Here is a 21,669-nt window from a genome sequence, read left to right as displayed (position 1 = left end):
TTTGCAAAGTAACCAAAGGCGCGGGGTTACCGCCGGTATCCGTTCGCCCGGGAATAGCCCTGCCGGTTCTGTTGCGTCGAGCGGTTTGTGACACTGGCGCGTGCTTCGCTGGAGATCGGCGTTGCGAGCTTCAGCTCCTCCAGGAAGATCGGCCGGGAGAAATAATAGCCCTGCGCGTAGCGGATCTTGGTCGCAGCCTGCAGGTAGGCGAGCTCCTCGTAGGATTCGATGCCTTCGGCGATCACGGTCATGCCGAGCGCTTCGCTCAGGGATTCGATCGCGCGCAGGATTCCCTGGTTGCGTGGGCGCTTATGGATATCGGTAATGAAGGAGCGGTCGATCTTGATCTCGTCCGCGGTGATGTCGGCCAGCGCCGACAGTGAGGAATAGCCGGTGCCGAAATCGTCGATCGAGATGGCGACGCCGAGCTTGCGGAACATCGGCAGGATCTCGGCCTGGAAATGATTCTTGGCGACGAAGGCGTCTTCCGTAACCTCGATCATGAAGCGCTGCGGAAAGCTGGTGTCGTCGAGCGCCTGGGCAAAGCTGCGCATGAATTCGGGGTTGCCGGCCTGCTTGGCCGCGACGTTGATGCTGATGGTCGCTTCCGCACCGAACGTCTCGTTGATCAGGTCGATCGACTTGACGATCTCGGCGAGCACGAGATGGGTCAGCTCGTCGATCAGCCCGAGTTCGGTGGCAAGATTGATGAACGAGCCCGGCGCCTGGATCACGCCCTCGTCGTCGCGCAGCCGAACCAGGGCCTCGATGCCCTTCACCTCCTGCGTGCGGATGTCGACCTTGGACTGGAAGGCGCAGCAGAAGCGCTTCTCCAGGATGGCCTGCCGCAGCGACTGCTCGATTTTCATCCGCGCCAGCGCCTCGCGCTCCATGCTGGAGTCGAAGAAGGCCGCCGATCCCTTGCCGTCGTTCTTGATGCGGTACATCGCGATGTCGGCGTTCTGGCGCAGTGTCTCGAAGCTGCTTCCGTGATCGGGGTAGAGGCTGATGCCGACCGAGGTTGAGGCGAACACTTCCGAATTGTCGATGAAGAACGGCGCGGTCAGCCGCTCCAGCGTCGACTGCATGAATTCGGCGACTTCCTCCTGGTTCTGGATCGGCGACAGCAGCAGCAGGAATTCGTCGCCGGAGATGCGCGACAGCATGTCCGAATCGCGCAGGCCGCGTCCAAGCCGCTTCGACAGCTCGACCAGCAGGGCATCGCCCACGGTGTGACCGTAATAGTCGTTGATGTGCTTGAAATTGTCGACGTCGAGAAAGGCGAGCGCAAAGCGCTCGCCGGCGCGACCCTGCGCGAGCAGGCTGGTGGCGCGATGTTCGATCACCCGCCGCGAGGGCAGGCCGGTCAGCTCGTCGAAATAGGCCGAGCGGAACAGCTGGTCCTCGAAATTCTTCTGCTCGGTGATGTCGGAGGAGGCCGAGATCAGCAGCTCACGTCCGTCAAGGCGGATCGGGCGATGGGTGGTCAGCAGCACCTGGCGTGCGGCTCCGTCGTGGAGCGCTTCCTCGGCGACCACCGCCTGACCGGAGCTCAGGGCCTGCCGGCAGGCTTTCTGGCGCGGCGCGAGATCGCGCGAGGGGCGGCTGCCGTCCATGCCGAGCTGGGCGGCCGCGACATCGTTGACCAGGAGAAGTTCGCCTTGCGCGTCCTGCACGGTCAGGCCGGCAGGCAGCATTCTAACGATTTCCTTGAGGAATCCGAGTTCGGCTTCGCTCGCGCCGGAATATTTGTTGTCGTTCATAGAAGTCATGAATCTTGTTGTTTCAGCGCGCCTTTGCAATGGGCGCGATCTTGCGCGGTTCCCTCTTAAGTTTGGTTAAGGGGCCCGGAGAATTACGGTGGTGTTTTGCGGCGATGCGACGCGCGCAGCCCATCGTCATTAACGGGGCGTCAACGCGTCCGGCGAAAAGTCGAACGACGCGCGCGAGCGGCTTTGGTTTGCGCCGTGTCTAACCGTCCTTGGGAATACGGCATTGCATGGTGCAATGAAGTCCGGTCCTGAGATAGGAGACCTCCGTCTTGCCGTCGAAGGCCGACAGCGCCGACTTCAACAGCTTGGTGCCGAAACCCGGCTCGGAGATCTTGTCGACACTCGGGCCCTCGGTTTCATCCCAGGTCACGGTCAGACGGTCGTCGCTGACGGTCCATGACACCTGCAACAACCCGCGCGGCGCGGAGAACGCGCCATATTTCCCCGCGTTGGTGGCGAGCTCGTGAAACATCAGGGACAGCGTGACCGCAAGCTTCGGCGGCAGGAACAGCCGGTCGCCGTTGAGCGTGAAGCGGACATGGCCGTAAGGGCCGAGCTCGGAGATCAGCAGGTCGCGGATGTCGCAGCCGGCCTTGTCGATCCGCGAAATCAAATCGTCGGTCGCTGCAAGCGACCGCAGCCGCGGATCGATCCGGGCCCAGATTTGCGGCTGATCGTGCAGCACCTGATGCAGCACGGCATGCACTGTCGACAGCTTGTTCTTCAGCCGGTGCTGGAGTTCGTCGACCAGCAGCTTGCGGTAGTCTTCTTCCTCGATCAGGCGCCTGGAAATCCGGCGCTGCTCGACGAGGAGCGAGCGATAGTGCTCGACGCCCCAGATGGTGAGCGCGCAGACCGCCCAATAGAGTGCCAGCAGGGCGAATCGCGCGTTATCGGCAAGCGCATCGTCAAAGTTCACGACGACGCCGAGCACACCGCCGACCAGCGCCGTGATGATGCCGATGCGGAAGCCGCCGAACGCGGCCGCAAAGAACACGGCCGGGAAATACGGCGTGAAATAGACGTCGGGCCGCACATGGGCGAGAGCCCAGCGCGCCAGCGTCGCAACCAGCAGGCAGGCGACCGCAAACGCAAGGCTGAGGCCGAGCGATGGCGGTGCCACGCCCTGCCAGCCCTTGCGGAATTCGTCGATCAGCTTCGCCATGCGCAGTCCGGTCGCGATATGCGTTCGACAATCGAGCGGTCGCCAGGAATGTTACGCATGTCGCCGGCCCCAAGCAAAGCTTGCCTTGTCGGAAGCCGGCAGGAATAGTGCCTGCTGCGGCGCCGACCGTCGCGGCGCCGTCGTCGATCGGTGTCCGCCATTTGGCGTCAAGGGGTTCGAAAACAGGGACATTCCATGGGCAGGCTGGATGGCAAGGTCGCGGTGATCACGGGCGCGACGAGCGGGATCGGGTTGCGGACTGCAGAAGTCTTCGTTGCCGAAGGTGCCAAAATTGTGATCGCGGGGCGGCGTGTACCGGAAGGCGAGGCGCTGGCGAAGCAGCTCGGGTCGAATTGCGTCTTCCGCCAGACGGATGTGACGGCGGAAGCGCAGATGCAGGCGTTGATCGCGCTCGCGATCGAAAAATTCGGCCGCATCGACTGCCTGTTCAACAATGCCGGCGGCCCGGCGCAGACTGGCGGCATCGAAGGCCTCGAGGTCGAGCGCTTCGATGCGGCGATGGCGACCCTGCTGCGCAGCGTCATGCGCGGCATGAAACACGCCGCACCCCACATGAAGAAGCAGGGATTTGGCAGCATCATCAACAATGGCAGCATCGCCGGCCGTCTCGCCGGCTTCTCGTCCTCGATGGTCTATGGTGCGGCCAAGGCGGCGGTGATCCATCTCACCAAATGCGTGGCGATGGAGCTCGGCGAATCCAATGTCCGCGTCAACTCGATCTCGCCCGGCGCCATCGCGACCGGCATTTTCGGCAAGGCGCTCGGGCTTTCGACCGAGGCGGCGGAGAAGACGCAGGCGGTGATGCGCGAGATCTACAAGACCGCGCAGCCAATCCCGCGCGCCGGGCTTCCCGATGACATCGCCCATGCAGCGGTGTTCCTGGCCAGCGACGAATCCAGCTTCATCAACGGCCATGACCTCGTCATCGACGGCGCGATGACCGGCGGCCGCAACTGGAGCCAGCAGCAGCAGGGCTACGTGGCCCTGCGCAAGGCGTTCGATCAGGGGGCCGGATAGTTTTCGTCATTGCGAGGAGCGAAGCGACGAAGCAATCCAGGCCGCTTCCGCAGAGGCAGCCTGGATTGCTTCGCTTCGCTCGCAATGACGGCTGCGGTGCTCACACCGCCTTCACCCGCACCCGCAATCCGTCGCGCGGCTTCGGGATCGGCCACATCTGCCAGTCCGGCTTGTAGCCGGGCTCCAGCGATACCTCGATGTTCTGCAAGAAGTGCCGCGCGAAGCATTTGGCCTGCATGTAGGCGAAGTGCAGGCCGAGGCACATATGCGCGCCGCCGCCGAACGGCACCCAGGCGAAGCGGTGGCGGTTGCGCTGGGCCTCCTCGGTGAAACGCAGCGGATCGAAGCGGTCCGGCTCCGGCCAGATGTCCTTCATGTGGTGCGTGTAGAGCGGATTGACGCCGATCGCGGTGCCGGCGGGAATCGAAAAACCCTTGAAGGTGAAATCGCGCATGGCGCGGCGCGGCATCGAGGGCACCGGCGGCTTGATCCGCAGCGCTTCCTTGAACGCCATCTCTGACAGCGGCATCTTTTCGAGATCGTCGAAACTGCTCGGCGCGTCAGGGGCGAGCCCCAGTGCCATGACTTCCGCGCGAAGCTTGTCCTGCCAGCCGGGATTTGCCGCGAGCTCGCCGATGAACGACGTCAGCGACGAGGTCAGCGTGTCGTGCGCCGCCATCATCAGAAAGCTCATGTGGTCGATGATGTCCTGTTCCGAGAGCAGGGCGCCGTCCTCGTGGGTTGCGCGGCAGAGCTGCGAGAACAGGTCATCGCCGCCGTGATTGCCGCGTCGCAGCGGAATCTGCTCGCGGAAATAAGCGACGATGCGCTTGCGCCCCCTGACGCCGGCCGCCATCTGCGTGCCGGGCAGCGGTCGGCGGATCGGGGCGACGGCCGCGGCGACCATATCGACGAAGGCGCGGTTGATCTCGTCGACCTCCGGCCCGATATCGGCGCCGAGAAAGGATGCGGCGGCGAGATCGAGCGTGAGCTGCTTCATCGCCGGATAAAGCTGCATCTCGCCGGGTTTCGCCTTCCACTGCGTGACGCGGGCGGCGATGCCGCGGTCGAGATCGCTCAGATACGACTTCATCGGGCCGGACTTGAACGCGACCGACAGCGCCTTGCGATGCAGCCGGTGCTCCTCGAAATCCAGCAGCATCAATCCGCGCGGGAACAACAGGCCGAGCACCTTGTTCCAGCCATGGGTCGAGGAGAACAGCTTTTGCTGGTCGAACAGCACGAGCTCGTTGGCCTCGGGGCCGAGCAGCACGACATTGGTCTCGCCGAAGAAATGCGTGCGATAGATCAGGCCGTATTTGGCGCCGTTCGCCTCGATGTGCCCCTTGGGGTCGGCGAGGACCTGAAAGGTCTTGCCGATGATCGGCCAGCCTTCGTCGCCGGGGATATGTGTCAGCTCGTTGCGCCTGGGCGGAGTGAAGCCGAGCGCAGGGGCGGCCACATTCTGCATCGACATGACGATTGCTCCGGTTGGCTGGACCCAACATAACACAATCCGGGTCCGCTGATGCGCCGGTGCTTCGCTGCGGCCATCCTTCGAGACGCCCGCCTTTGGCGGGCCCTCAGGATGAGGACAGAGTGTGCGGCAGCAGTTTCAACGGACTCCGGTGCCGCTTAGCCTCATCCTGAGGAGACCGCGGAGCGGTCGTCTCGAAGGACGAGGCGTTCGCCGAAGCCCGGGCGGACCCTGAACCTATCGTTTCGCCGCTTCCTTCTGCAAATCCGGGGCATTGACGGCCGGAATCGCAACGCGACCGGCGCCGGTCACCTTCAAAGCCTCGGCGGCCTTCTCGTTTTCCATGATCTTGGCCATCACGGCCTGGCCCGCACGCTCGAAGATCGCGCGGTTCTCGATCACGAATTTTTGCGACTTGCGCAAGCCGTCGATGTAGCCGTTGATCTCGGGCACGACATAGCGCGCGACAAGGTCCCAGCTCCGGCGCGTGTTCTCCGGGTTAGCCCAGTCGTGCACGAAGCCGATGACGGCGCCGACGCCGCCGGAGACCTGCATCACGTTCTTGATCATCTTGACGAGGTCGTCGGGCGTGCCGATGACGGAGGCCGCGCCGTCGACGAACGCGGTCTTGTCCACGGCCTCGTCGGGTGAGGCGAACGCGGTGAGGCCCGGCCGCTGCAACGTGCCGACATTATATTCATTGTGCCAGCGCATCAGCCCGGCGCCGGCCTCGCGCCGGGCCTGCTCGCGAGTCTCGGCGATATGCCAGGTCAGCAGAACGCGCCAGTTCGCGCGATCGACCTTGGTGCCGTGCTTTTTCGCTGCGTCCTCGGCGAACTGCCATTGCTGCTGCAGCGACATCAGCCCCTGCGTCGTCATCGAACCCAGCGAGATGATGCCAATGCCATATTTGCCGGCGAGCGTCATGCCGGAGGGCGAGATCTGCGAGGCCACCACAAACGGCATCTCTTCCTGCAGCGGCAGGAGCTGCAGCGCGGCGTCGTTCATGGTGAACCAGTCGCTCTTCGCCGTGACGCGCTCGCCATTGAAGAGGCGGCGGATCACGCCGATCGCCTCGTCCTGGCGGTCGCGCTGCGTCATCGGATCGATGCCGAGCGTATGCGCATCGGAGGCGAGCGCGCCGGGACCGGAGCCGAAGATGGCGCGGCCGCCGGTCATGTGGTCGAGCTGCACCATGCGCTGCGCGACGTTGTAGGGATGGTGATAGGGCAGCGACACCACGCCGGTGCCGAGTTTGATCCGCTTGGTGCGCTCGCCGGCCGCAGCCAGGAACATCTCCGGCGAGGCGATCATTTCCCAGCCGGAGGAATGATGCTCGCCGCACCAGAACTCGTCATAGCCGAGTGCATCGAGCTGCTCGACCAGATCGAGATCGCGCCGGAACTGGAGCATCGGATGCTCCCCGATCGGATGATGCGGGGCAAGGAAGGCTCCGAACTTCAGGCGCGCCATGGCGTTCTCTCCGGCTTACATTTTTTGTTTGTTTGTGGCGCGAAGCTACGTGCTGGAGGCAGCGAACGCAATCGCGCGATGTCCCGCACGGCGGAATGCAGCCATGCATGTGTCGTCTCCCTCTCGCGGGCACGCGGAGAGAGGCGGAGCGCGCGAGGATCCTACCTTCGAGGTAATCGCGGCGCCGCATTGGGCCTGCGATGATCGGCAAGGACATCCGAAGGGTCGCGCGCCGATGCACCAAACCGTCACAAAGCAGGTCGATACGTCCTGTCGCTGGTGGGTGCTGGCGATCGTCGTGGCCGCCCAGTTCATGTTCGGCGTCGATGCCTTCGTGGTCAACGTCGCCATTCCGACCATCGCGGTCGAGTTGAAGGCGTCGCCGGCGCAGATCGAATCCGTCATCGCGATCTACCTGATCGCCTATGCCACGCTGGTCGTCACCGGCGGCCGGCTTGGCGACATTCACGGCACCAGGAACGTGTTCCTGGCTGGCCTGCTCGGCTTCACCCTGACGTCGCTGTGGTGCGGACTGGCGCGATCCGGTGCGGAGTTGATCGTGGCGCGGTTGACGCAGGGTGCCTCCGCCGCGCTGATGGTGCCGCAGGTACTGGCAACGCTGCATCTCCTGTTCACCGATGAACAGCGCAGCCGCGCCTTCGCCATCTACGGCATCGTGCTGGGGCTCGCGGGTGCCGCGGGCTTTCTGCTCGGCGGTCTCCTGGTCACGATTGATCTCGCCGGCACCGGCTGGCGCTCGGTGTTCTTCGTCAATGTGCCGTGCGGTCTCGTCATCGCGGTGGCGGCTTGGCGCATCATGCCCTCAGTGCCGCACCGCGCCGGCACGCGGCTGGATATCACGGGCAGCATCGTCCTGTTTGCCGGATTGCTGTGCATGATCGGTCCGCTGCTGCTCGGTCACGATGTCGGCTGGGCACCGTGGTTGTGGCTGGTGATGGCGATCGGCGCCGTGATCCTCCTGGCGTTCCCGAAACTGGAGCATGCGGTGGCACGCGCCGGCGGCATGCCGCTGATTGATCTCTCCCTGCTGGCGGACGCCGCTTTCCTGCGCGGTCTCGGCGCCGCGTTCTTTTTCTTCTTCGCCAATCTCTCGTTCTATCTGGTCATGACGCTGTTCATGCAGCGAGGGCTGAAAATCCCGCCGCTCGCGGCCGGCATAGCCTTCATTCCGCTCGCGCTCGCTTTCGTCGTGGCCTCGCGCCATAGCGGCGCACGGGCGCGCCATCGCGGCACCAGGGTCTTGATCGAAGGTTGCGCGCTTCAGATCGCGGGCCTCGCGGCGCTTGCGCTTGTCGCGTTCTCTGTCGATGCGCCGTCCGCGCTCTTGCTCGCGCTCACCATGATCGTGTTCGGCTACGGTCAGGGGCTGGTGATGGCGCCGCTCTCCGGCGCGGTGCTCTCGACGGTGAAGCCTGTGGCCGCAGGTTCTGCCTCCGGCATTTACGGCACCACGGCGCAGATCGGAAATGCGGCCGGAGTGGCCGCAATCGGCGCCGTGTTCTTCGCCGTCGAAGCCGTGCAATCAGCGCGCGCAGGATTTCTCGTCTCGCTCGCGCTGTTTGTGACGTTAATCATGATCTGCGCCGCATTCCTGGCGTGGATGCGCCGTGTATCTGCACGAAGTTGAGGCATTGCGGTTAATACGTGCGGATTTCTGCAGGTTTTCCCGCGATTTACTCGTCATTGACAGCACACGGTCTTTTTATTTTGCGCTGCAGCAACTATTTGGTTTGGGTGGACGTTGGGACGTCGCCTGCCAGGAGCTGCCGTGTCGTTAACCAGAAATGTCGACCTCTTGAGACGTCTGCCAAAGCTGGATGGATTGCGCTTCGCCGAGTTTGGCCGGAGCGCCGATGCCTCCAGTCCGTTGCAAGAGGTTACGGGCTTCGGTGACAATCCCGGCAATCTGCGCCTGTTCGCGTTCGTGCCGCCGCAACTGCAGAAGCCGCGCGCGCTCGTCGTCGTGCTGCACGGCTGCGGCCAGACGGCGGCAAGCTACGATCTCGGTGCCGGATGGTCGACGCTCGCCGAGCACTACGGCTTCGCGCTGTTGATGCCCGAGCAGCAGCGCGTCAACAACAGCAACACCTGCTTCAACTGGTTCAATCCGGAAGACACGGCACGGGACAGCGGCGAGGCGTGCTCGATTCGCGAGATGATCGCGCACATGATCGAAACGCATCGCGTCGATCCCAAGCGCATCTTCATCACGGGCCTGTCGGCCGGCGGCGGCATGACATCGGTGATGCTCGCGACCTACCCTGAAGTCTTCGCGGCCGGGGCGGTCATCGCGGGACTTCCCTACGGCATTGCGACGAATCTGCGCGAGGCGCTCGACGGCATGTTTCATTCCCCGGAGCGGCCGGCGCGCGAACTTGGCGATCTGGTGCGGCGGGCCTCGAATCATCGCGGGCCCTGGCCCAGGATCTCGGTGTGGCACGGCAGCGCCGATCGCACCGTCAATCCCGGCAATGCCAACGAGATCGTCAAGCAATGGCTCGACCTGCACGATTTGCCTGACGCGCCGATGGCAGAAACCAACATCGACGGCTATCCGCGCCAGGCCTGGTGGAACAAGGACGGCGAGACTCTCGTCGAATCCTACGCCATCACCGACATGGCCCACGGCACGCCGCTCGGCCTTGCCGACAACGACCAGCGCTATGGCGTGGAAGGCGCGTTCCTGATCGAGGCAGGCATCTCCTCGTCCTATCACATCGCCAAATTCTTCGGCCTCACCGGCTGGATTCCCGACGCGGCGAAGAAGGCCGAACCAAAGCCGACGCCGGCCCGCTCGCCCGCGCCGCATCTGGCACGCTCGATCCGCGCCGCGGTCGCCGAAGAGACGGCCGAGCCGAAGCGCGAGGAGGCCCGCGGCTTCGATCTCGGCCAGATCATCACGCGCGCGCTCACGGCCGCGGGATTGATGAAGTAACTCAGGCCGTCGCGCCGATAAGGCAAGAGTTTTGTGCCCGTCGTCGCTGCGATCCGCGAATGGGGCGACCGCAACCTGAACCAGCCCGCGGCGTTCGCAGACGCCGCGGAATAGAGCATGATCCGGAAAAGTGTGAAGCGGTTTTCCGAACAGATCATGCTCAAACAAAAGCTACATCTCGCCGGTGATGAACGGATTGGTCATCCGCTCCTGGCCGATGCTCGAGCCGGCGCCGTGGCCGCAAATGAAGCCGACATCGTCGCCAAGCGGCAGCAGCTTGGTCTTGATCGAGTCGATCAGGGTCGCGTGACTGCCGCCGGGCAGATCGGTGCGACCGACCGAGCCCGCGAACAGGACGTCGCCGACATGGGCGAAGCGCAGATCCTTGTTGAAGAACACCACGCTGCCGGGCGAGTGGCCGGGGCAATGATAGATCTCGAACTGGAGATCGCCGATCGCCACGCTGTCGCCTTCGTCGAGCCAGCGGTCCGGCTCGAAATTGCGCACCCCCGTCATGCCGAAGCGCGCGCCGCTCTCGACCACGTTGTCGAGCAGGAATTTGTCCGCGACATGCGGGCCCTCGATCGGCACCTTCAGCGCGTCGCGCAGTTCAGCCGCGCCGCCGACATGGTCGATATGGCCGTGAGTCAGCCAGATCTTCTCCACGGTGACGCCGGTCTGTTTGATGGCGTCGAGGATCTTCGGCACGTCGCCGCCGGGATCGATCACCACGGCCTTCTTGGAAGGCTCGTCCCAGATGATGGTGCAATTCTGCTCGAACAGCGTCACGGGGACGATGATCGCGCCCGCTTTCGCGCCTGCCTCGGCTTGTGTCTCGTTTTGCTCTGTCATGGTGTCACAATGCCGATTTTTGCCATGCCGCCAAGCAAAAGATTTGTCCCCGGGGCACGGGAACAGCCGCGGACATCGTCACACGGCGGTCTCAATTCGCCTGCTGTTTTGAACCGGGGCGCTCCTTCCGCGTTCTCCCGCGCGAGAAGCAGTTTTTGGATGGATTTCCCGCATGACTCAGGGCGGCAGCAATTGGTGGCGCGACGGCATCTTCTATCAGGTCTACCCGCGCTCCTTTCAGGATTCAAACGGCGACGGTGTCGGCGATCTCGCCGGCATTTTGCAGCGGCTGCCCTATGTGAAATCGCTCGGCGTCGACGCGATCTGGCTGTCGCCGATCTTCCCCTCGCCAATGGCCGATTTCGGCTACGACATCTCCGACTACACCGGCATCGAGCCGCTGTTCGGCACGATGGCGGATTTCGATGCGCTTCTCGCCGCCGCGCATGACAACGGCCTCAAGCTGATCCTCGACCTCGTGCCGAACCACACCTCGGACCAGCATCCCTGGTTCGTCGAGAGCCGCTCCTCGCGCGACAATCCCAAACGCGACTGGTACATCTGGCGCGACCCGGGCGAGGGTGGCGGCGTGCCGAACAATTGGCTGTCCGAGTTCGGCGGCAGTGCGTGGCAGTTCGACGAGACCACCGGTCAATACTACTATCACGCCTTCCTCGCTCAACAGCCGGATCTCAACTGGCGCAATCCCGATGTCCGCGCCGCGATCTATGACGTGATGCGGTTCTGGCTGGAAAAGGGCGTCGACGGCTTTCGCGTCGACGTGATCTGGCACCTGATCAAGGACGCCGAGTTCCGCGACAATCCGCCGAACCCGCATTATGTCGAGAGCCGGCCGCCGAACGAAAAGATCCTCACGCAATATTCCACCGACCAGCCCGAGGTGCACGACGTCATCGCCGAGATGCGCCGCGTCACGGATGCCTATGATGCCCGCGTCCTGATCGGCGAGATCTATCTGCCGCTGCATCGCCTGATGGCCTATTACGGCAACGACCTCACCGGCGCGCAGATGCCGTTCAATTTCGCGCTGCTCTCGACCTTCTGGAGCGCGCGCTCGATCGAGAAAATCGTCGAGGACTACGAGAAGGCGCTGCCGAAGGGCGCCTGGCCGAACTGGGTGCTCGGCAACCACGATCGCCCACGCGTCGCAAGCCGCGTCGGGCCGGAGCAGGCCCGCATCGCCGCCATGCTGCTGCTGACGCTGCGCGGCACGCCGACGCTGTATTACGGCGACGAGATCGGCATGCATCAGCTCGCGATCGCGCCTGAGGACGTGCGCGACCCCTTCGAGAAGAACGTGCCCGGCATTGGTGTCGGCCGCGACGGCTGCCGCACGCCGATGCAGTGGGATTCGTCCAACTTCGCCGATTTCTCGGAGGTCAGGCCATGGCTGCCGCTGCCGGAGGATCACATCCGCAACAATGTCGTCGATCTCGAGGCCGATTCACGTTCGATCCTGACGCTCTACAGGCGCCTGATCGCGTTGCGGAAGGGGTGTCCGCCGCTGGTCGCAGGCGACTATCATCCGATCGCGGCGCAAGGCGATCTCCTGATCTATCGCCGCGAGGCCGTGGGCAGGGCGGTGATCGTGGTGCTCAATCTCGGCCCCGAGCCGATCGCGGTCACCACCAGCGCGATCAAGTTCGGCAGCGAGGTTCTGCTGTCGACATTCCTGGATCGCGAGGGGGAGCGGCTCGAAGGCGTGCTGGATTTGCGCGGCAATGAGGGCGTGATCATCACGCCGCCCTGACCGTCGTCCTGGACAAGCGAAGCGCAGATCCAGGACCCATTACCCCAGGGAGTAGTTTGGCGAAGATCGTGGTTATCACTTCGTACGACAATCACCTATTGGGGTAATGGGTCCTGGCTTTCGCCGGAACGACAACGGAGTGTGTGGTCGCACCTCCTATCCCGGATGCTTGTTACGCCGCAACGTCTTGTCGATATCACTCCTCTTCAACAGATAATCCAATCCACCGACGCGATACCAGCGATACCCATAAGGCTCCAGCACGACCCGATGCTGGCCGCGCTTGTCGGCGTGGCTGTGGTCCTCCGCGAGCAGATTGATGAGGTGCGCGCCGGCCTCGCCCGGCAGCCCCACCGAGAACGCAGTCTCGCGCGGCTTCTCGTCGAGATTATGCACGAACAGCACGGAATTGTTGCGCCAGTCGTAGCGCATGATGAACACGGCGGGATCGCGCGTCGCGATGATCGAAAAATCGCCCCAGCCGATCTCCGGCACCTCCTTGCGCATCCGGACGATGCGCTCGGTCCAGTTCAGCATCGAGTTGGGATCGCGCCGCTGCTTGGCGACGTTGACGTGCGGATAGCCGTACGGTCCTTCGTCGATGACGGGCAAGGCCGGCTTGTCGCTGGTGGTGAAGCCGCCATGCGGCTCGGTCGACCATTGCATCGGCGTGCGCGCGCAATTGCGTTCCGGCAGCGACAGATCATCGCCCATCGCGATCTCGTCGCCATAGCGGATCACCGGCGTCCCCGGCAGCGTGCACATCAAGCTGTAGGCGAGCTCGAGCCGCCTGCGGTCGCCACCCAGCATCGGAGCCAGGCGACGGCGAATGCCGCGGTCGTAGAGCTGCATGTCCTTGTCGGGACCGAAGCTTTTGAACACGGTGTCGCGCTGCGCCGGGGTCAATCGCCCGAGATCGAGCTCGTCATGATTGCGCAGGAACAGGCCCCATTGCGCCGAGGCGGGCCGCGGCCTGGTCGCCTTCAGCGCTTTCCCCAGCGGGCGGGAATCGGACGAGGCCAGCGCATAGAACAGATGCTGGTTGACCTGGAAATTGAACATCATATGCATGCGGTCGGCATCGCGGCCGAAATATTCCATGTCCGTCTTTGGCAGCACGTTAGCCTCGGCGAGGATGATGGCATCGCCCTGCCGCCATTGCAGGAATTCACGAAACGTCCGCAGCATGTCGTACTGCTCGGCCGGCTTCTTCACCTTGGCGCCTTTGGTCGCGATGACGAAAGGCACGGCATCCATGCGAAAACCCGAGACCCCGAGCTGGATCCAGAAGCCCATGATCTTCAAGATCTCGGTCTGCACACGCGGGTTCGAGGTGTTGAGATCGGGCTGGAAATCGTAGAAGCGGTGGAAGTACCAGGCGCCGGCTTCCTTGTCGCGCGTCCATGTCGATTTCTGAACGCCGGGAAACACCATGCCCTGATTGGCGTTGGCCGGCTTCTTGTCGGACCAGACATACCAGTCGCGGTAGGGCGAATTCCTGTCGCTCCGCGCGGCCTTGAACCAGGGATGCTGGTCGGAGGTGTGGTTGACGACGAGATCGATGATGACGCGAATGCCGCGCTGCTTGCAGCCATGGGTGAACTCGACGAAATCGCCGAGCGTGCCGTAGCGGGCATCGACACTGTAGTAGTCGGCGACATCGTAGCCATCGTCGCGGCCGGGCGAGGTCTGGAACGGCATCAGCCAGATCGTGGTGATGCCGAGGCCGTGCAGATAATCGAGCCGGCGCAACAGGCCCTTGAAATCGCCGATGCCATCGCCGTTGGCGTCCATATAGGTGCCGACGGACAGGCAATAGATGATGGCGTTCTTGTACCAGAGATCGTCGATCATGCGCGCGCAGCCTCGGTGGTTCCGCCGAGGTGCGGCGGCTGCGTGATAAGTGCGTAGGGGAGGGGAGGTTCCGCGCCACTGTCGTCCTGGACAAGCGAAGCGCAGATCCAGGACCCATTGCCACAGGCCAAAATTTGACGAGGACTGGTGGTTATTAGCTCGTGCACCAACGAACTCTTGGGGTAATGGGTCCTGGCTTTCGCCAGGACGACGACGGAGGAATCGGTTATCCTCTCCCCATGGACAATCCCGCCCGCATTGCCCTCGTGCCACCACCCGACCGCCGTCAATCCGAGACGGCGCTGGCGATCGCGCGCGGCACGGCGCGGTTGCTGCGCTCGCTCGGCTTCACCTGCATCAGCGAATTGCCGCTGCCCTCGGGGCGGCGCGCCGATCTCGTCGCGTTGAATGAGCGCGGCGAGATCTGGATCGTCGAGATCAAATCGTCGGTGGAGGATTTGCGCGCCGATCAGAAATGGCACGAATACCGGGCGCATTGCGACCGGCTGTTCTTCGCCTTCACGCAGGACCTGCCTTGCGAGATCTTTCCGCAAGACACGGGTCTGATCATCGCGGATGCCTATGGCGCGCACCTGCACTGCGAGGCGCCCGAGCACAAGCTCGCTGCGGCCACGCGCAAGCAGATGACGTTGCGATTTGGCATGGCTGCGGCGTTGCGGATCAACCGGCTGGTCGATCCGCAGGGGCATGCGGAGTTTTGGGAGTAGCGGCGCCGCGCGCGGGATGTCGTAAGGTGGGCAAAGCGTAGCGTGCCCACCATCCAGGTCAAAGATTGAAGCAGGCACGGTGGGCACGGCGCTTTGCGCCTTTGCCCACCCTACGACACCGTTATCGTGGCGCGCGCTTGGCCAAAATCCGCTGCAACGTGCGCCGGTGCATGTTGAGCCTGCGTGCCGTCTCGGAGACGTTGCGGTTGCACATCTCGTAGATGCGTTGGATGTGTTCCCAGCGCACGCGGTCGGCCGACATCGGGTTCGCCGGCAATTCGGACTTGTCCGAGCCGGTCGACAGCAGCGCCGCGACGACGTCGTCGGCGTCCGCGGGCTTCGAGAGATAATCGACCGCGCCCATCTTCACCGCGGTGACGGCGGTGGCGATGTTGCCATAGCCGGTCAGCACGATTGCGCGGGCGTCGGGGCGCTTCTTCTTCAGCGCCGAGACCACGTCGAGACCGTTGCCGTCACCGAGTCGGAGATCGACCACGGCAAATGCCGGCGCCGCCTTGCCGATCTGCGCCAGGCCGTCCGAGACGGTGTCGCATGACGTCACCGCAAAGCCGCGCGTTTCCATGGCGCGCGACAGCCGCTCCAGAAACGGCTTGTCGTCCTCCACGATCAGCAGCGAGCGGTCGGTCTGTTCATTCAGTTCGGCGATGGCGTTCAAGGTTTGTCCTCTCTCCAACGCATCTACATATGGCCTTGCAATCGGGCGGTGCCAAGGCCGCCAATGGTCGATCGACCCCGTCGTGCGACGCAAGGTCGCGGCCTATCCTATTGTTTCTTCAAAGGTCTCGATAGCCTCAAAACGCTCTCTCGGCCACGTGATCTGGACCACTGCGCCGTGGTCAGGAAAGGTCCGGTTGGTAAACGAGACCTTGGCGCCGGTGCGCTCCAGCAAGGTGCGCGCGATGAACACGCCGAGCCCGAGGCCGCCGCCTTCGTCCTGGTTGCGCCGCCGCGACAAATAGGGCTCGCCGATCCGGTTCAGGATGTCAGGCGGAATGCCGGGACCGTCATCGGAGATCACGAGCTCGATCGTGTCCTTGTTCCACCACGCATTTACTTCAACAGTGGTGCGGGCAAAATCGACCGCGTTCTCGACGATGTTGCCGACGCCGTAGAGGATCGCCGGATTGCGCGAGCCGACCGGCTCGGCCACGATGGCGACGGCGATGCGCACCTTGATATCGACGCCGAAATCGCGGTGCGGCGCCACCACCTCCTCGATCAGCTCCGACAGCTTCATGCGGTCGAACGGCGCGCCGGTGGAGGAGAGCTGGGTGATCTTGCTCAATATGTCGCGGCAACGCTGCGTCTGCTCGCGCAGGGTCTTCAGGTCGGCGGCAAAGTTCGGTTCCTTCACCGTCTTCTCGAGCTCGCGCGAGATCAGGAAGATCGTCGCGAGCGGCGTGCCGAGCTCGTGCGCCGCGGCCGCCGCCAGGCCGTCGAGCTGGGTCAGATGCTGCTCGCGCGTCAGCACCAGCTCGGTCGCGGCCAGCGCGTCGGCGAGCTTGCGCGCCTCCTCGGTTACCTGGAACGAGTAGAGGCTGGTGACGCCGATCGCGAGCGCGATCGAGAGCCAGACGCCGACGAGATAGATCGGCGGCAGCACCAGCGGATCGTCGGAATCCCAGGGCAGCGGCAGATGGAAGAAGAACAGGATCGAGGCGCAGGCGACAGCCAGCACGCCAAGGCCGAAGGTGAAGCGGGCCGGCAGCGCGGTCGCCGAGATCAGCACGGGCGCGAGGAACAGGAACGAGAACGGGTTCTGGAGTCCGCCGGTGAAGAACAGGAGACCCGCCAGCTCCACGATGTTGAGCGCGAGCAGTCCGGCCGCCTGCATTGGCTCCAGCCGCTGCAGCGGATTGGACACGGTCTGGAGCGCCAGATTGAGCGCCGCCGACAGAGCGATGATGCTGACGCAGGGAACGATCTCGACATTGAATTCCAGCCCCTGCGCCACGATGAAGATCGCGGCGAGCTGGCCCAGTACCGCGAGCCAGCGCAGCCGCAGGATCGTATCCAGGCGGATATGCCGCTGCGCGGGGCGAAAGTCGGAAGCGGCAAGTTCGGTCATTTCGGCCAAGGGGGCGGTGCCTTCTCGATCACAAGCGCGCGGCTCACGGAACCACCGGATTACAAGCCTTGCGCTCTCCGCTGCAATAGCAGAAGAACGCCCAGCATGACCGAGAATGACCAGGGTTCAAGCTGGCCGACTGTCGCGGATCGCAGCCTCTCCGCGGCCATCGCGGTCGATCACCTCGTCAAGGTCTACAAGCAGACCCGGGCCGTCGACGACATCTCCTTTTCGCTACCGCGCGGCAGCATCACCGGGCTGCTGGGCGGCAACGGCGCCGGCAAGACCACGACCATCGCGACGATCATGGGCCTCGTGCTGCCGACCTTCGGCCGCGTGCAGGTGCTCGGGCATCGGATGCCGGAGGACAGCGCTTCCGTGCTGGGACGGATGAATTTCGAGAGCCCCTATGTCGACATGCCGATGCGGCTCACGGTGCGTCAGAACCTCACCGTGTTCGGCAAGCTCTATGCGGTGAAGAACCTCTCCGACCGCATCGCTGAGCTGGCCTGCGATCTCGATCTCACCGAGTTCATCGACCGCGCCAACGGCAAGCTCTCCGCAGGACAAAAGACGCGCGTTGCGCTTGCCAAGGCGCTGATCAACCAGCCCGAGCTGCTGCTGCTGGACGAGCCGACCGCCTCGCTGGATCCCGACACCGCCGACTGGGTCCGGGGTCATCTGGAGCGTTATCGCAAGGCGAACAACGCCACCATCTTGCTGGCCTCGCACAACATGCTCGAAGTCGAGCGGCTCTGCGACCGCGTCATCATCATGAAGCGCGGCCGTATCGAGGACGACGATACGCCCGAAGCCATCATGGCGCGCTACAACCGCACCACGCTGGAAGAGGTGTTTCTGGACGTCGCGCGCGGAAGGGTGAACGGCGCACAGGAGGCGGCACGATGAGAAGGCCGTATGTTGCGAACGTAGCCCGGGTGAGCGAAGCGATACCCGGGAACGCCGCCAGCAAGGTCCCGGGTATCGCTTCGCTCATCCGGGCTACGGGAGTGCGCGATGAGTGAGGCCTCCCTCCACCGCGGCATCTCCCTCCATCGCATCGGCGCGATGATCCTGCGCTATTGGTACCTCCTGCTGTCGTCCTGGCCGCGGCTGCTCGAGCTGCTCTACTGGCCGGCGCTGCAGGTCATCACCTGGGGCTTTCTTCAGCTTTATATCGCGCAGAATGCAAACTTCTTCGCACGTGCCGGCGGCACCCTGATCGGCGCGGTCATCCTCTGGGACATCCTGTTTCGCGGGCAGCTTGGCTTTTCGATCTCGTTTCTGGAAGAGATGTGGGCGCGCAACCTCGGCAATCTCATGATGAGCCCGTTGAAGCCGATCGAATTTCTGCTTTCGCTGATGATCATGAGCCTGATCAGGCTCGCGATCGGCGTCATCCCGATGACGCTGCTTGCGCTGTTCCTGTTTCACTTCAACGTTTATGCGCTCGGTGTGCCGCTGATCGCGTTCTTCTGCAACCTGATCTTCACGAGCTGGTCGGTCGGCATCTTCGTCTCTGGCCTGGTGCTGCGAAACGGCCTCGGCGCCGAGAGCATCGTCTGGACCTTGATGTTCGGCATCATGCCGCTCGCCTGCGTCTACTATCCCGTCAGCGTGCTGCCGGTCTGGCTGCAATATGTTGCCTGGACGCTGCCGCCGACCTACGTGTTCGAAGGGATGCGCGCGCTGCTGATCGAAAACACCTTCAGGACCGATCTGATGCTGAGCGCGTTGGCCATCAATGCGGTGCTGTTGATTGCATCTTTTGGGGCATTCCTTGCCCTTTTGCGCAGCGCCAGGATGCAGGGCTCGCTGCTGTCAGGCGGCGAATAACGTAACTTTCTCGTGGATTCAGCCCGGTTTGGGCGACCGGGCCACGTAAATGTACGGAACCATGCATTGACGCAATATTACGCATTCGGCAGTATGCTGCGATGCGAAGAGGAATATAGCGATGCCGATTGGCGAGTTTGGCGGCGCGCCGCCCCTGGTGGCCGAAGGCAGTCCGGTCCTGACGACGCCGATGTACTGGATGTACGAGATGGGGCAAGCCTCTCTCAATCCGGCGCGTGCGATCACGGACGCGACCAAGCTGCTGTTTCAGAATCCCCTCAATCCATGGGCACGCACCGAGGTCGGCAAGTCGGTTGCCGCGGCCTGCGAATTGTTCGAACGCACCACGCGCCGTTACGGCAAGCCGGAATGGGGCCTCAACGACACCGAGGTCAACGGCATCCGCGTTCCCGTCGAGGTTCGCTCGGTCTGGGAAAAGCCGTTCTGCCGCCTGCTCTACTTCGATCGCAAGTTCACCCGTCCGCTGCGCAGCCCGCAGCCGCGCGTGCTGATCGTAGCGCCGATGTCCGGCCATTACGCGACGCTGCTCCGCGGTACCGTCGAGGCTTTCCTGCCGGGGCATGAGGTCTACATCACCGATTGGGCCGATGCCCGCATGGTGCCGCTCAGCGACGGCCGTTTCGATCTCGACGATTACATCGACTACGTCATCGAAATGCTGCATGTCCTCGGCGGTAACACGCATGTGCTGGCGGTTTGCCAGCCCTCGGTTCCCGTCGTCGCTGCCGTTTCCATCATGGAAGCGCTGCGTGATCCCTTCGTGCCGACTTCGATGACGCTGATGGGCGGCCCGATCGACACCCGCCGCAATCCGACCGCGGTGAACAACCTCGCCCAGGAGCGCGGTATCGACTGGTTCCGCAACCACGTCATCACCAAGGTGCCGTTCCCGCATCCGGGCATGATGCGCGACGTCTATCCGGGATTCCTGCAGCTCAACGGCTTCATCAGCATGAATCTCGACCGGCATATGGATGCCCACAAGCAGCTGTTCGCCAATCTGGTGAAGGGCGACGGCGACCTCGTCGACAAGCATCGCGACTTCTACGACGAATATCTCGCGGTGATGGATCTCTCCGCCGAGTATTACCTGCAGACCGTCGACACCGTGTTCGTGAAGCATTCGCTGCCGAAGGGCGAGATGACCCATCGTGGAACACGCGTCGATCCCTCCAAGGTCACGCGCGTCGCGTTGATGACGGTCGAAGGCGAGAACGACGACATCTCCGGCATCGGTCAGACCGAAGCAACGCACACATTGTGCAGCTCGATTCCCGATCATCGCCGCGTTCATTACGTCCAGAAGGGCGTCGGACATTACGGCGTGTTCAACGGCTCCCGTTTCAAATCGGAAATCGTGCCGCGCATCCATGACTTCATGGTCTCGGCGGCGAATCCGAGCTCATTGCAGGCTCTCGCGGCCGAATAATCGCGCATTTCGGCTTTCCCGCTGAAAATCGACGCCCTGTCGGAGGCTCCGACAGGGGCGAGTCCCCGCCAGATTCGCGGTATTTAGGTAGCTTTGTAGGAGTGAGTCCAACCTCACCCCTTGGGGGCGCCGCATGCGCCGAACGGGGGCGAAAAAAGCCGGTTCCAACCCCAGTCTGTAGGGTCTGCCGGACGCCAGACCCCTGTATATTGGGCAAATGATTTGTTTTTGCGCCGAGCGCTTTCCCTGGCGGCGGTTATGGCAGAATCCGGGCGCTCTCCTGCCCCCCGGACTGACAGACATGGCCACTCGCGCACTCCTCTATCGGCGGCCCCACGAGCCGAAGACCCTCCTGATCACCCATGGATCGCAATATTTTGCGATTCGACTGCGCCGGCATCGCCGCGCGCGCCGTTACACGCTCAGAATTCATCCGAGTGATCGCGAAGCCATCCTCACCATGCCGCCGCGCGGCACGCTCGCCGAAGCAAAAGACTTCGCGCAGCGCCACGGCGCATGGATCGCGGCACGTCTCGGCCGTTTGCCGAAGGCCGCACCGTTCCAGCCTGGCACAGTCATACCGCTTCGCGGCGTTTCTCATCGCATCGTTCATCGCGCCGGCACGCGCGGTACGGTGTGGACGGAAGTGCGCGATAGCGGTGAACGCATTCTCTGCGTCGCCGGCGGCGTCGAGCATGCGGATCGTCGCGTCAGCGACTTCCTCAAGCGCGAGGCTCGCCGCGACCTTCAGCGTGCGGCGGAATCCTATGCCGGCGAGCTCGGCGTCAAGGTCAAGCGGCTCTCGATCCGCGATCAATCGAGCCGCTGGGGCTCCTGCACCTCGGCCGGGTCGCTGTCGTTCTCCTGGCGCCTGATCCTCGCGCCGCCCTACGTGCTCGACTATCTCGCCGCGCACGAGGTCGCCCATCTCGTCGAGATGAACCACTCGGCGCGGTTCTGGCGCGTCTGCGGCAAGGTCTGCCCGTCGATGGAGCGCGCCAAGAAGTGGCTCGATACGTACGGCAACGATTTGCACCGGTACGGGGTCGAGGATTAGAGCTCGCGCTGCCAACCCCATCCGATGCTGTCATGGGCCCCGCCAGCCGGGGGGGCGGGTTTTGAGAGGCCGGATTTTTGAAAAGAGAAAACCCCGCGGGATTGGTGGTGTGTGTTTTTAAAAAAATAAGCAGCCCGCCAGCGCAAAAAAT

Annotated in this window: 17 protein-coding genes; 9 read left to right on the top strand and 8 right to left on the bottom strand. The window is 63.5% G+C overall.

The features are described 5' to 3' along the window. Positions 1-26: 26 nt before the first annotated feature. Complete coding sequence (locus AC0L30_RS14225; RefSeq protein WP_473404505.1) at positions 27-1,763, bottom strand: putative bifunctional diguanylate cyclase/phosphodiesterase; 1,737 nt, start codon at positions 1,761-1,763, stop codon at positions 27-29. A gap of 208 nt (positions 1,764-1,971) precedes the next feature. Further along, on the bottom strand, positions 1,972-2,937 hold the full coding sequence (locus tag AC0L30_RS14220; protein WP_473404504.1) for a sensor histidine kinase: 966 nt from the start codon (positions 2,935-2,937) through the stop codon (positions 1,972-1,974). Between the two features lie 195 nt (positions 2,938-3,132). Here AC0L30_RS14220 and AC0L30_RS14215 point away from each other — a divergent pair, with 195 nt between their 5' ends. Continuing rightward, entirely contained in the window at positions 3,133-3,975 is an 843-nt protein-coding gene (locus AC0L30_RS14215; protein ID WP_473404503.1) for an SDR family NAD(P)-dependent oxidoreductase, read from the top strand. A gap of 100 nt (positions 3,976-4,075) precedes the next feature. Here the strand turns inward: AC0L30_RS14215 and AC0L30_RS14210 are convergent, their stop codons facing one another. Together AC0L30_RS14210 and AC0L30_RS14205 are read right to left on the bottom strand one after the other, a co-directional pair. Next, on the bottom strand, positions 4,076-5,452 hold the full coding sequence (locus tag AC0L30_RS14210) for a cytochrome P450 (protein WP_219679830.1): 1,377 nt from the start codon (positions 5,450-5,452) through the stop codon (positions 4,076-4,078). Between the two features lie 237 nt (positions 5,453-5,689). Continuing rightward, positions 5,690-6,925 carry an LLM class flavin-dependent oxidoreductase gene (locus tag AC0L30_RS14205; protein ID WP_007598192.1) on the bottom strand — a complete coding sequence of 412 codons (1,236 nt, stop codon included), beginning with the start codon at positions 6,923-6,925 and terminating at the stop codon, positions 5,690-5,692. Between the two features lie 235 nt (positions 6,926-7,160). Between AC0L30_RS14205 and AC0L30_RS14200 the strand changes: the two genes are divergently transcribed. After that, positions 7,161-8,573 (top strand): MFS transporter, encoded by a 1,413-nt coding sequence (locus AC0L30_RS14200; RefSeq protein ID WP_473404502.1) that lies wholly within the window; start codon positions 7,161-7,163, stop codon positions 8,571-8,573. Between the two features lie 141 nt (positions 8,574-8,714). Beyond that, the gene (locus AC0L30_RS14195; protein WP_473404501.1) at positions 8,715-9,881 is read left to right on the top strand and encodes an extracellular catalytic domain type 1 short-chain-length polyhydroxyalkanoate depolymerase; all 1,167 of its coding nucleotides are present in this window, start codon (positions 8,715-8,717) and stop codon (positions 9,879-9,881) included. 171 nt (positions 9,882-10,052) lie between these two features. On the opposite strand, the gene AC0L30_RS14190 is transcribed toward AC0L30_RS14195, so the two are convergent. After that, complete coding sequence (locus tag AC0L30_RS14190; RefSeq protein WP_007598186.1) at positions 10,053-10,733, bottom strand: MBL fold metallo-hydrolase; 681 nt, start codon at positions 10,731-10,733, stop codon at positions 10,053-10,055. Between the two features lie 172 nt (positions 10,734-10,905). On the opposite strand from AC0L30_RS14190, the gene AC0L30_RS14185 reads away from it, so the two are divergent. Next, the gene (locus tag AC0L30_RS14185) at positions 10,906-12,504 is read left to right on the top strand and encodes an alpha-amylase family glycosyl hydrolase (protein ID WP_473404500.1); all 1,599 of its coding nucleotides are present in this window, start codon (positions 10,906-10,908) and stop codon (positions 12,502-12,504) included. Between the two features lie 156 nt (positions 12,505-12,660). Here the strand turns inward: AC0L30_RS14185 and AC0L30_RS14180 are convergent, their stop codons facing one another. After that, on the bottom strand, positions 12,661-14,358 hold the full coding sequence (locus tag AC0L30_RS14180; RefSeq protein ID WP_354200230.1) for an alpha-amylase family protein: 1,698 nt from the start codon (positions 14,356-14,358) through the stop codon (positions 12,661-12,663). A gap of 239 nt (positions 14,359-14,597) precedes the next feature. Between AC0L30_RS14180 and AC0L30_RS14175 the strand changes: the two genes are divergently transcribed. Then, positions 14,598-15,086: an MmcB family DNA repair protein gene (locus AC0L30_RS14175; protein WP_035993816.1), complete on the top strand. Its 489-nt coding sequence runs from the start codon at positions 14,598-14,600 to the stop codon at positions 15,084-15,086. Between the two features lie 121 nt (positions 15,087-15,207). Here AC0L30_RS14175 and AC0L30_RS14170 read toward each other — a convergent pair whose 3' ends face one another. Together AC0L30_RS14170 and AC0L30_RS14165 are read right to left on the bottom strand one after the other, a co-directional pair. Beyond that, positions 15,208-15,762: an ActR/PrrA/RegA family redox response regulator transcription factor gene (locus AC0L30_RS14170; RefSeq protein WP_007598178.1), complete on the bottom strand. Its 555-nt coding sequence runs from the start codon at positions 15,760-15,762 to the stop codon at positions 15,208-15,210. 102 nt (positions 15,763-15,864) lie between these two features. Then, on the bottom strand, positions 15,865-17,175 hold the full coding sequence (locus AC0L30_RS14165; RefSeq protein ID WP_007598177.1) for an ActS/PrrB/RegB family redox-sensitive histidine kinase: 1,311 nt from the start codon (positions 17,173-17,175) through the stop codon (positions 15,865-15,867). Between the two features lie 105 nt (positions 17,176-17,280). Between AC0L30_RS14165 and AC0L30_RS14160 the strand changes: the two genes are divergently transcribed. From AC0L30_RS14160 to AC0L30_RS14145, 4 genes are all read left to right on the top strand, one after another. Then, positions 17,281-18,084 carry an ABC transporter ATP-binding protein gene (locus tag AC0L30_RS14160; protein WP_354200228.1) on the top strand — a complete coding sequence of 268 codons (804 nt, stop codon included), beginning with the start codon at positions 17,281-17,283 and terminating at the stop codon, positions 18,082-18,084. Positions 18,085-18,192: 108 nt separating this feature from the next. Beyond that, positions 18,193-19,011, top strand: coding sequence for an ABC transporter permease (locus tag AC0L30_RS14155; RefSeq protein WP_007598174.1), 819 nt, complete (start codon positions 18,193-18,195; stop codon positions 19,009-19,011). Positions 19,012-19,132: 121 nt separating this feature from the next. Then, positions 19,133-20,461 carry a polyhydroxyalkanoate depolymerase gene (locus tag AC0L30_RS14150; protein WP_007598173.1) on the top strand — a complete coding sequence of 443 codons (1,329 nt, stop codon included), beginning with the start codon at positions 19,133-19,135 and terminating at the stop codon, positions 20,459-20,461. Positions 20,462-20,678: 217 nt separating this feature from the next. Further along, entirely contained in the window at positions 20,679-21,518 is an 840-nt protein-coding gene (locus tag AC0L30_RS14145; RefSeq protein ID WP_473404499.1) for a M48 family metallopeptidase, read from the top strand. The last annotated feature ends 151 nt before the right edge of the window (positions 21,519-21,669 follow it).

This window comes from Bradyrhizobium sp. MI1.11 (genome assembly GCF_055811255.1).
Note: the sequence above shows the minus strand (reverse complement) of the source record. Positions and strands in the feature narration are given on the sequence as shown.

Excerpts from the sequence above, each read along its gene's own strand:
- AC0L30_RS14160 (WP_354200228.1), top strand. The coding sequence starts at position 17,281 with ATGACCGAGAATGACCAGGGTTCAAGCTGGCCGACTGTCGCGGATCGC.
- AC0L30_RS14180 (WP_354200230.1), bottom strand. The coding sequence starts at position 14,358 with ATGATCGACGATCTCTGGTACAAGAACGCCATCATCTATTGCCTGTCC.
- AC0L30_RS14210 (WP_219679830.1), bottom strand. The coding sequence starts at position 5,452 with ATGTCGATGCAGAATGTGGCCGCCCCTGCGCTCGGCTTCACTCCGCCC.
- AC0L30_RS14200 (WP_473404502.1), top strand. The coding sequence starts at position 7,161 with ATGCACCAAACCGTCACAAAGCAGGTCGATACGTCCTGTCGCTGGTGG.
- AC0L30_RS14175 (WP_035993816.1), top strand. The coding sequence starts at position 14,598 with ATGGACAATCCCGCCCGCATTGCCCTCGTGCCACCACCCGACCGCCGT.
- AC0L30_RS14155 (WP_007598174.1), top strand. The coding sequence starts at position 18,193 with ATGAGTGAGGCCTCCCTCCACCGCGGCATCTCCCTCCATCGCATCGGC.
- AC0L30_RS14165 (WP_007598177.1), bottom strand. The coding sequence starts at position 17,175 with ATGACCGAACTTGCCGCTTCCGACTTTCGCCCCGCGCAGCGGCATATC.
- AC0L30_RS14225 (WP_473404505.1), bottom strand. The coding sequence starts at position 1,763 with ATGAACGACAACAAATATTCCGGCGCGAGCGAAGCCGAACTCGGATTC.
- AC0L30_RS14190 (WP_007598186.1), bottom strand. The coding sequence starts at position 10,733 with ATGACAGAGCAAAACGAGACACAAGCCGAGGCAGGCGCGAAAGCGGGC.
- AC0L30_RS14205 (WP_007598192.1), bottom strand. The coding sequence starts at position 6,925 with ATGGCGCGCCTGAAGTTCGGAGCCTTCCTTGCCCCGCATCATCCGATC.
- AC0L30_RS14145 (WP_473404499.1), top strand. The coding sequence starts at position 20,679 with ATGATTTGTTTTTGCGCCGAGCGCTTTCCCTGGCGGCGGTTATGGCAG.
- AC0L30_RS14185 (WP_473404500.1), top strand. The coding sequence starts at position 10,906 with ATGACTCAGGGCGGCAGCAATTGGTGGCGCGACGGCATCTTCTATCAG.
- AC0L30_RS14150 (WP_007598173.1), top strand. The coding sequence starts at position 19,133 with ATGCCGATTGGCGAGTTTGGCGGCGCGCCGCCCCTGGTGGCCGAAGGC.
- AC0L30_RS14215 (WP_473404503.1), top strand. The coding sequence starts at position 3,133 with ATGGGCAGGCTGGATGGCAAGGTCGCGGTGATCACGGGCGCGACGAGC.
- AC0L30_RS14220 (WP_473404504.1), bottom strand. The coding sequence starts at position 2,937 with ATGGCGAAGCTGATCGACGAATTCCGCAAGGGCTGGCAGGGCGTGGCA.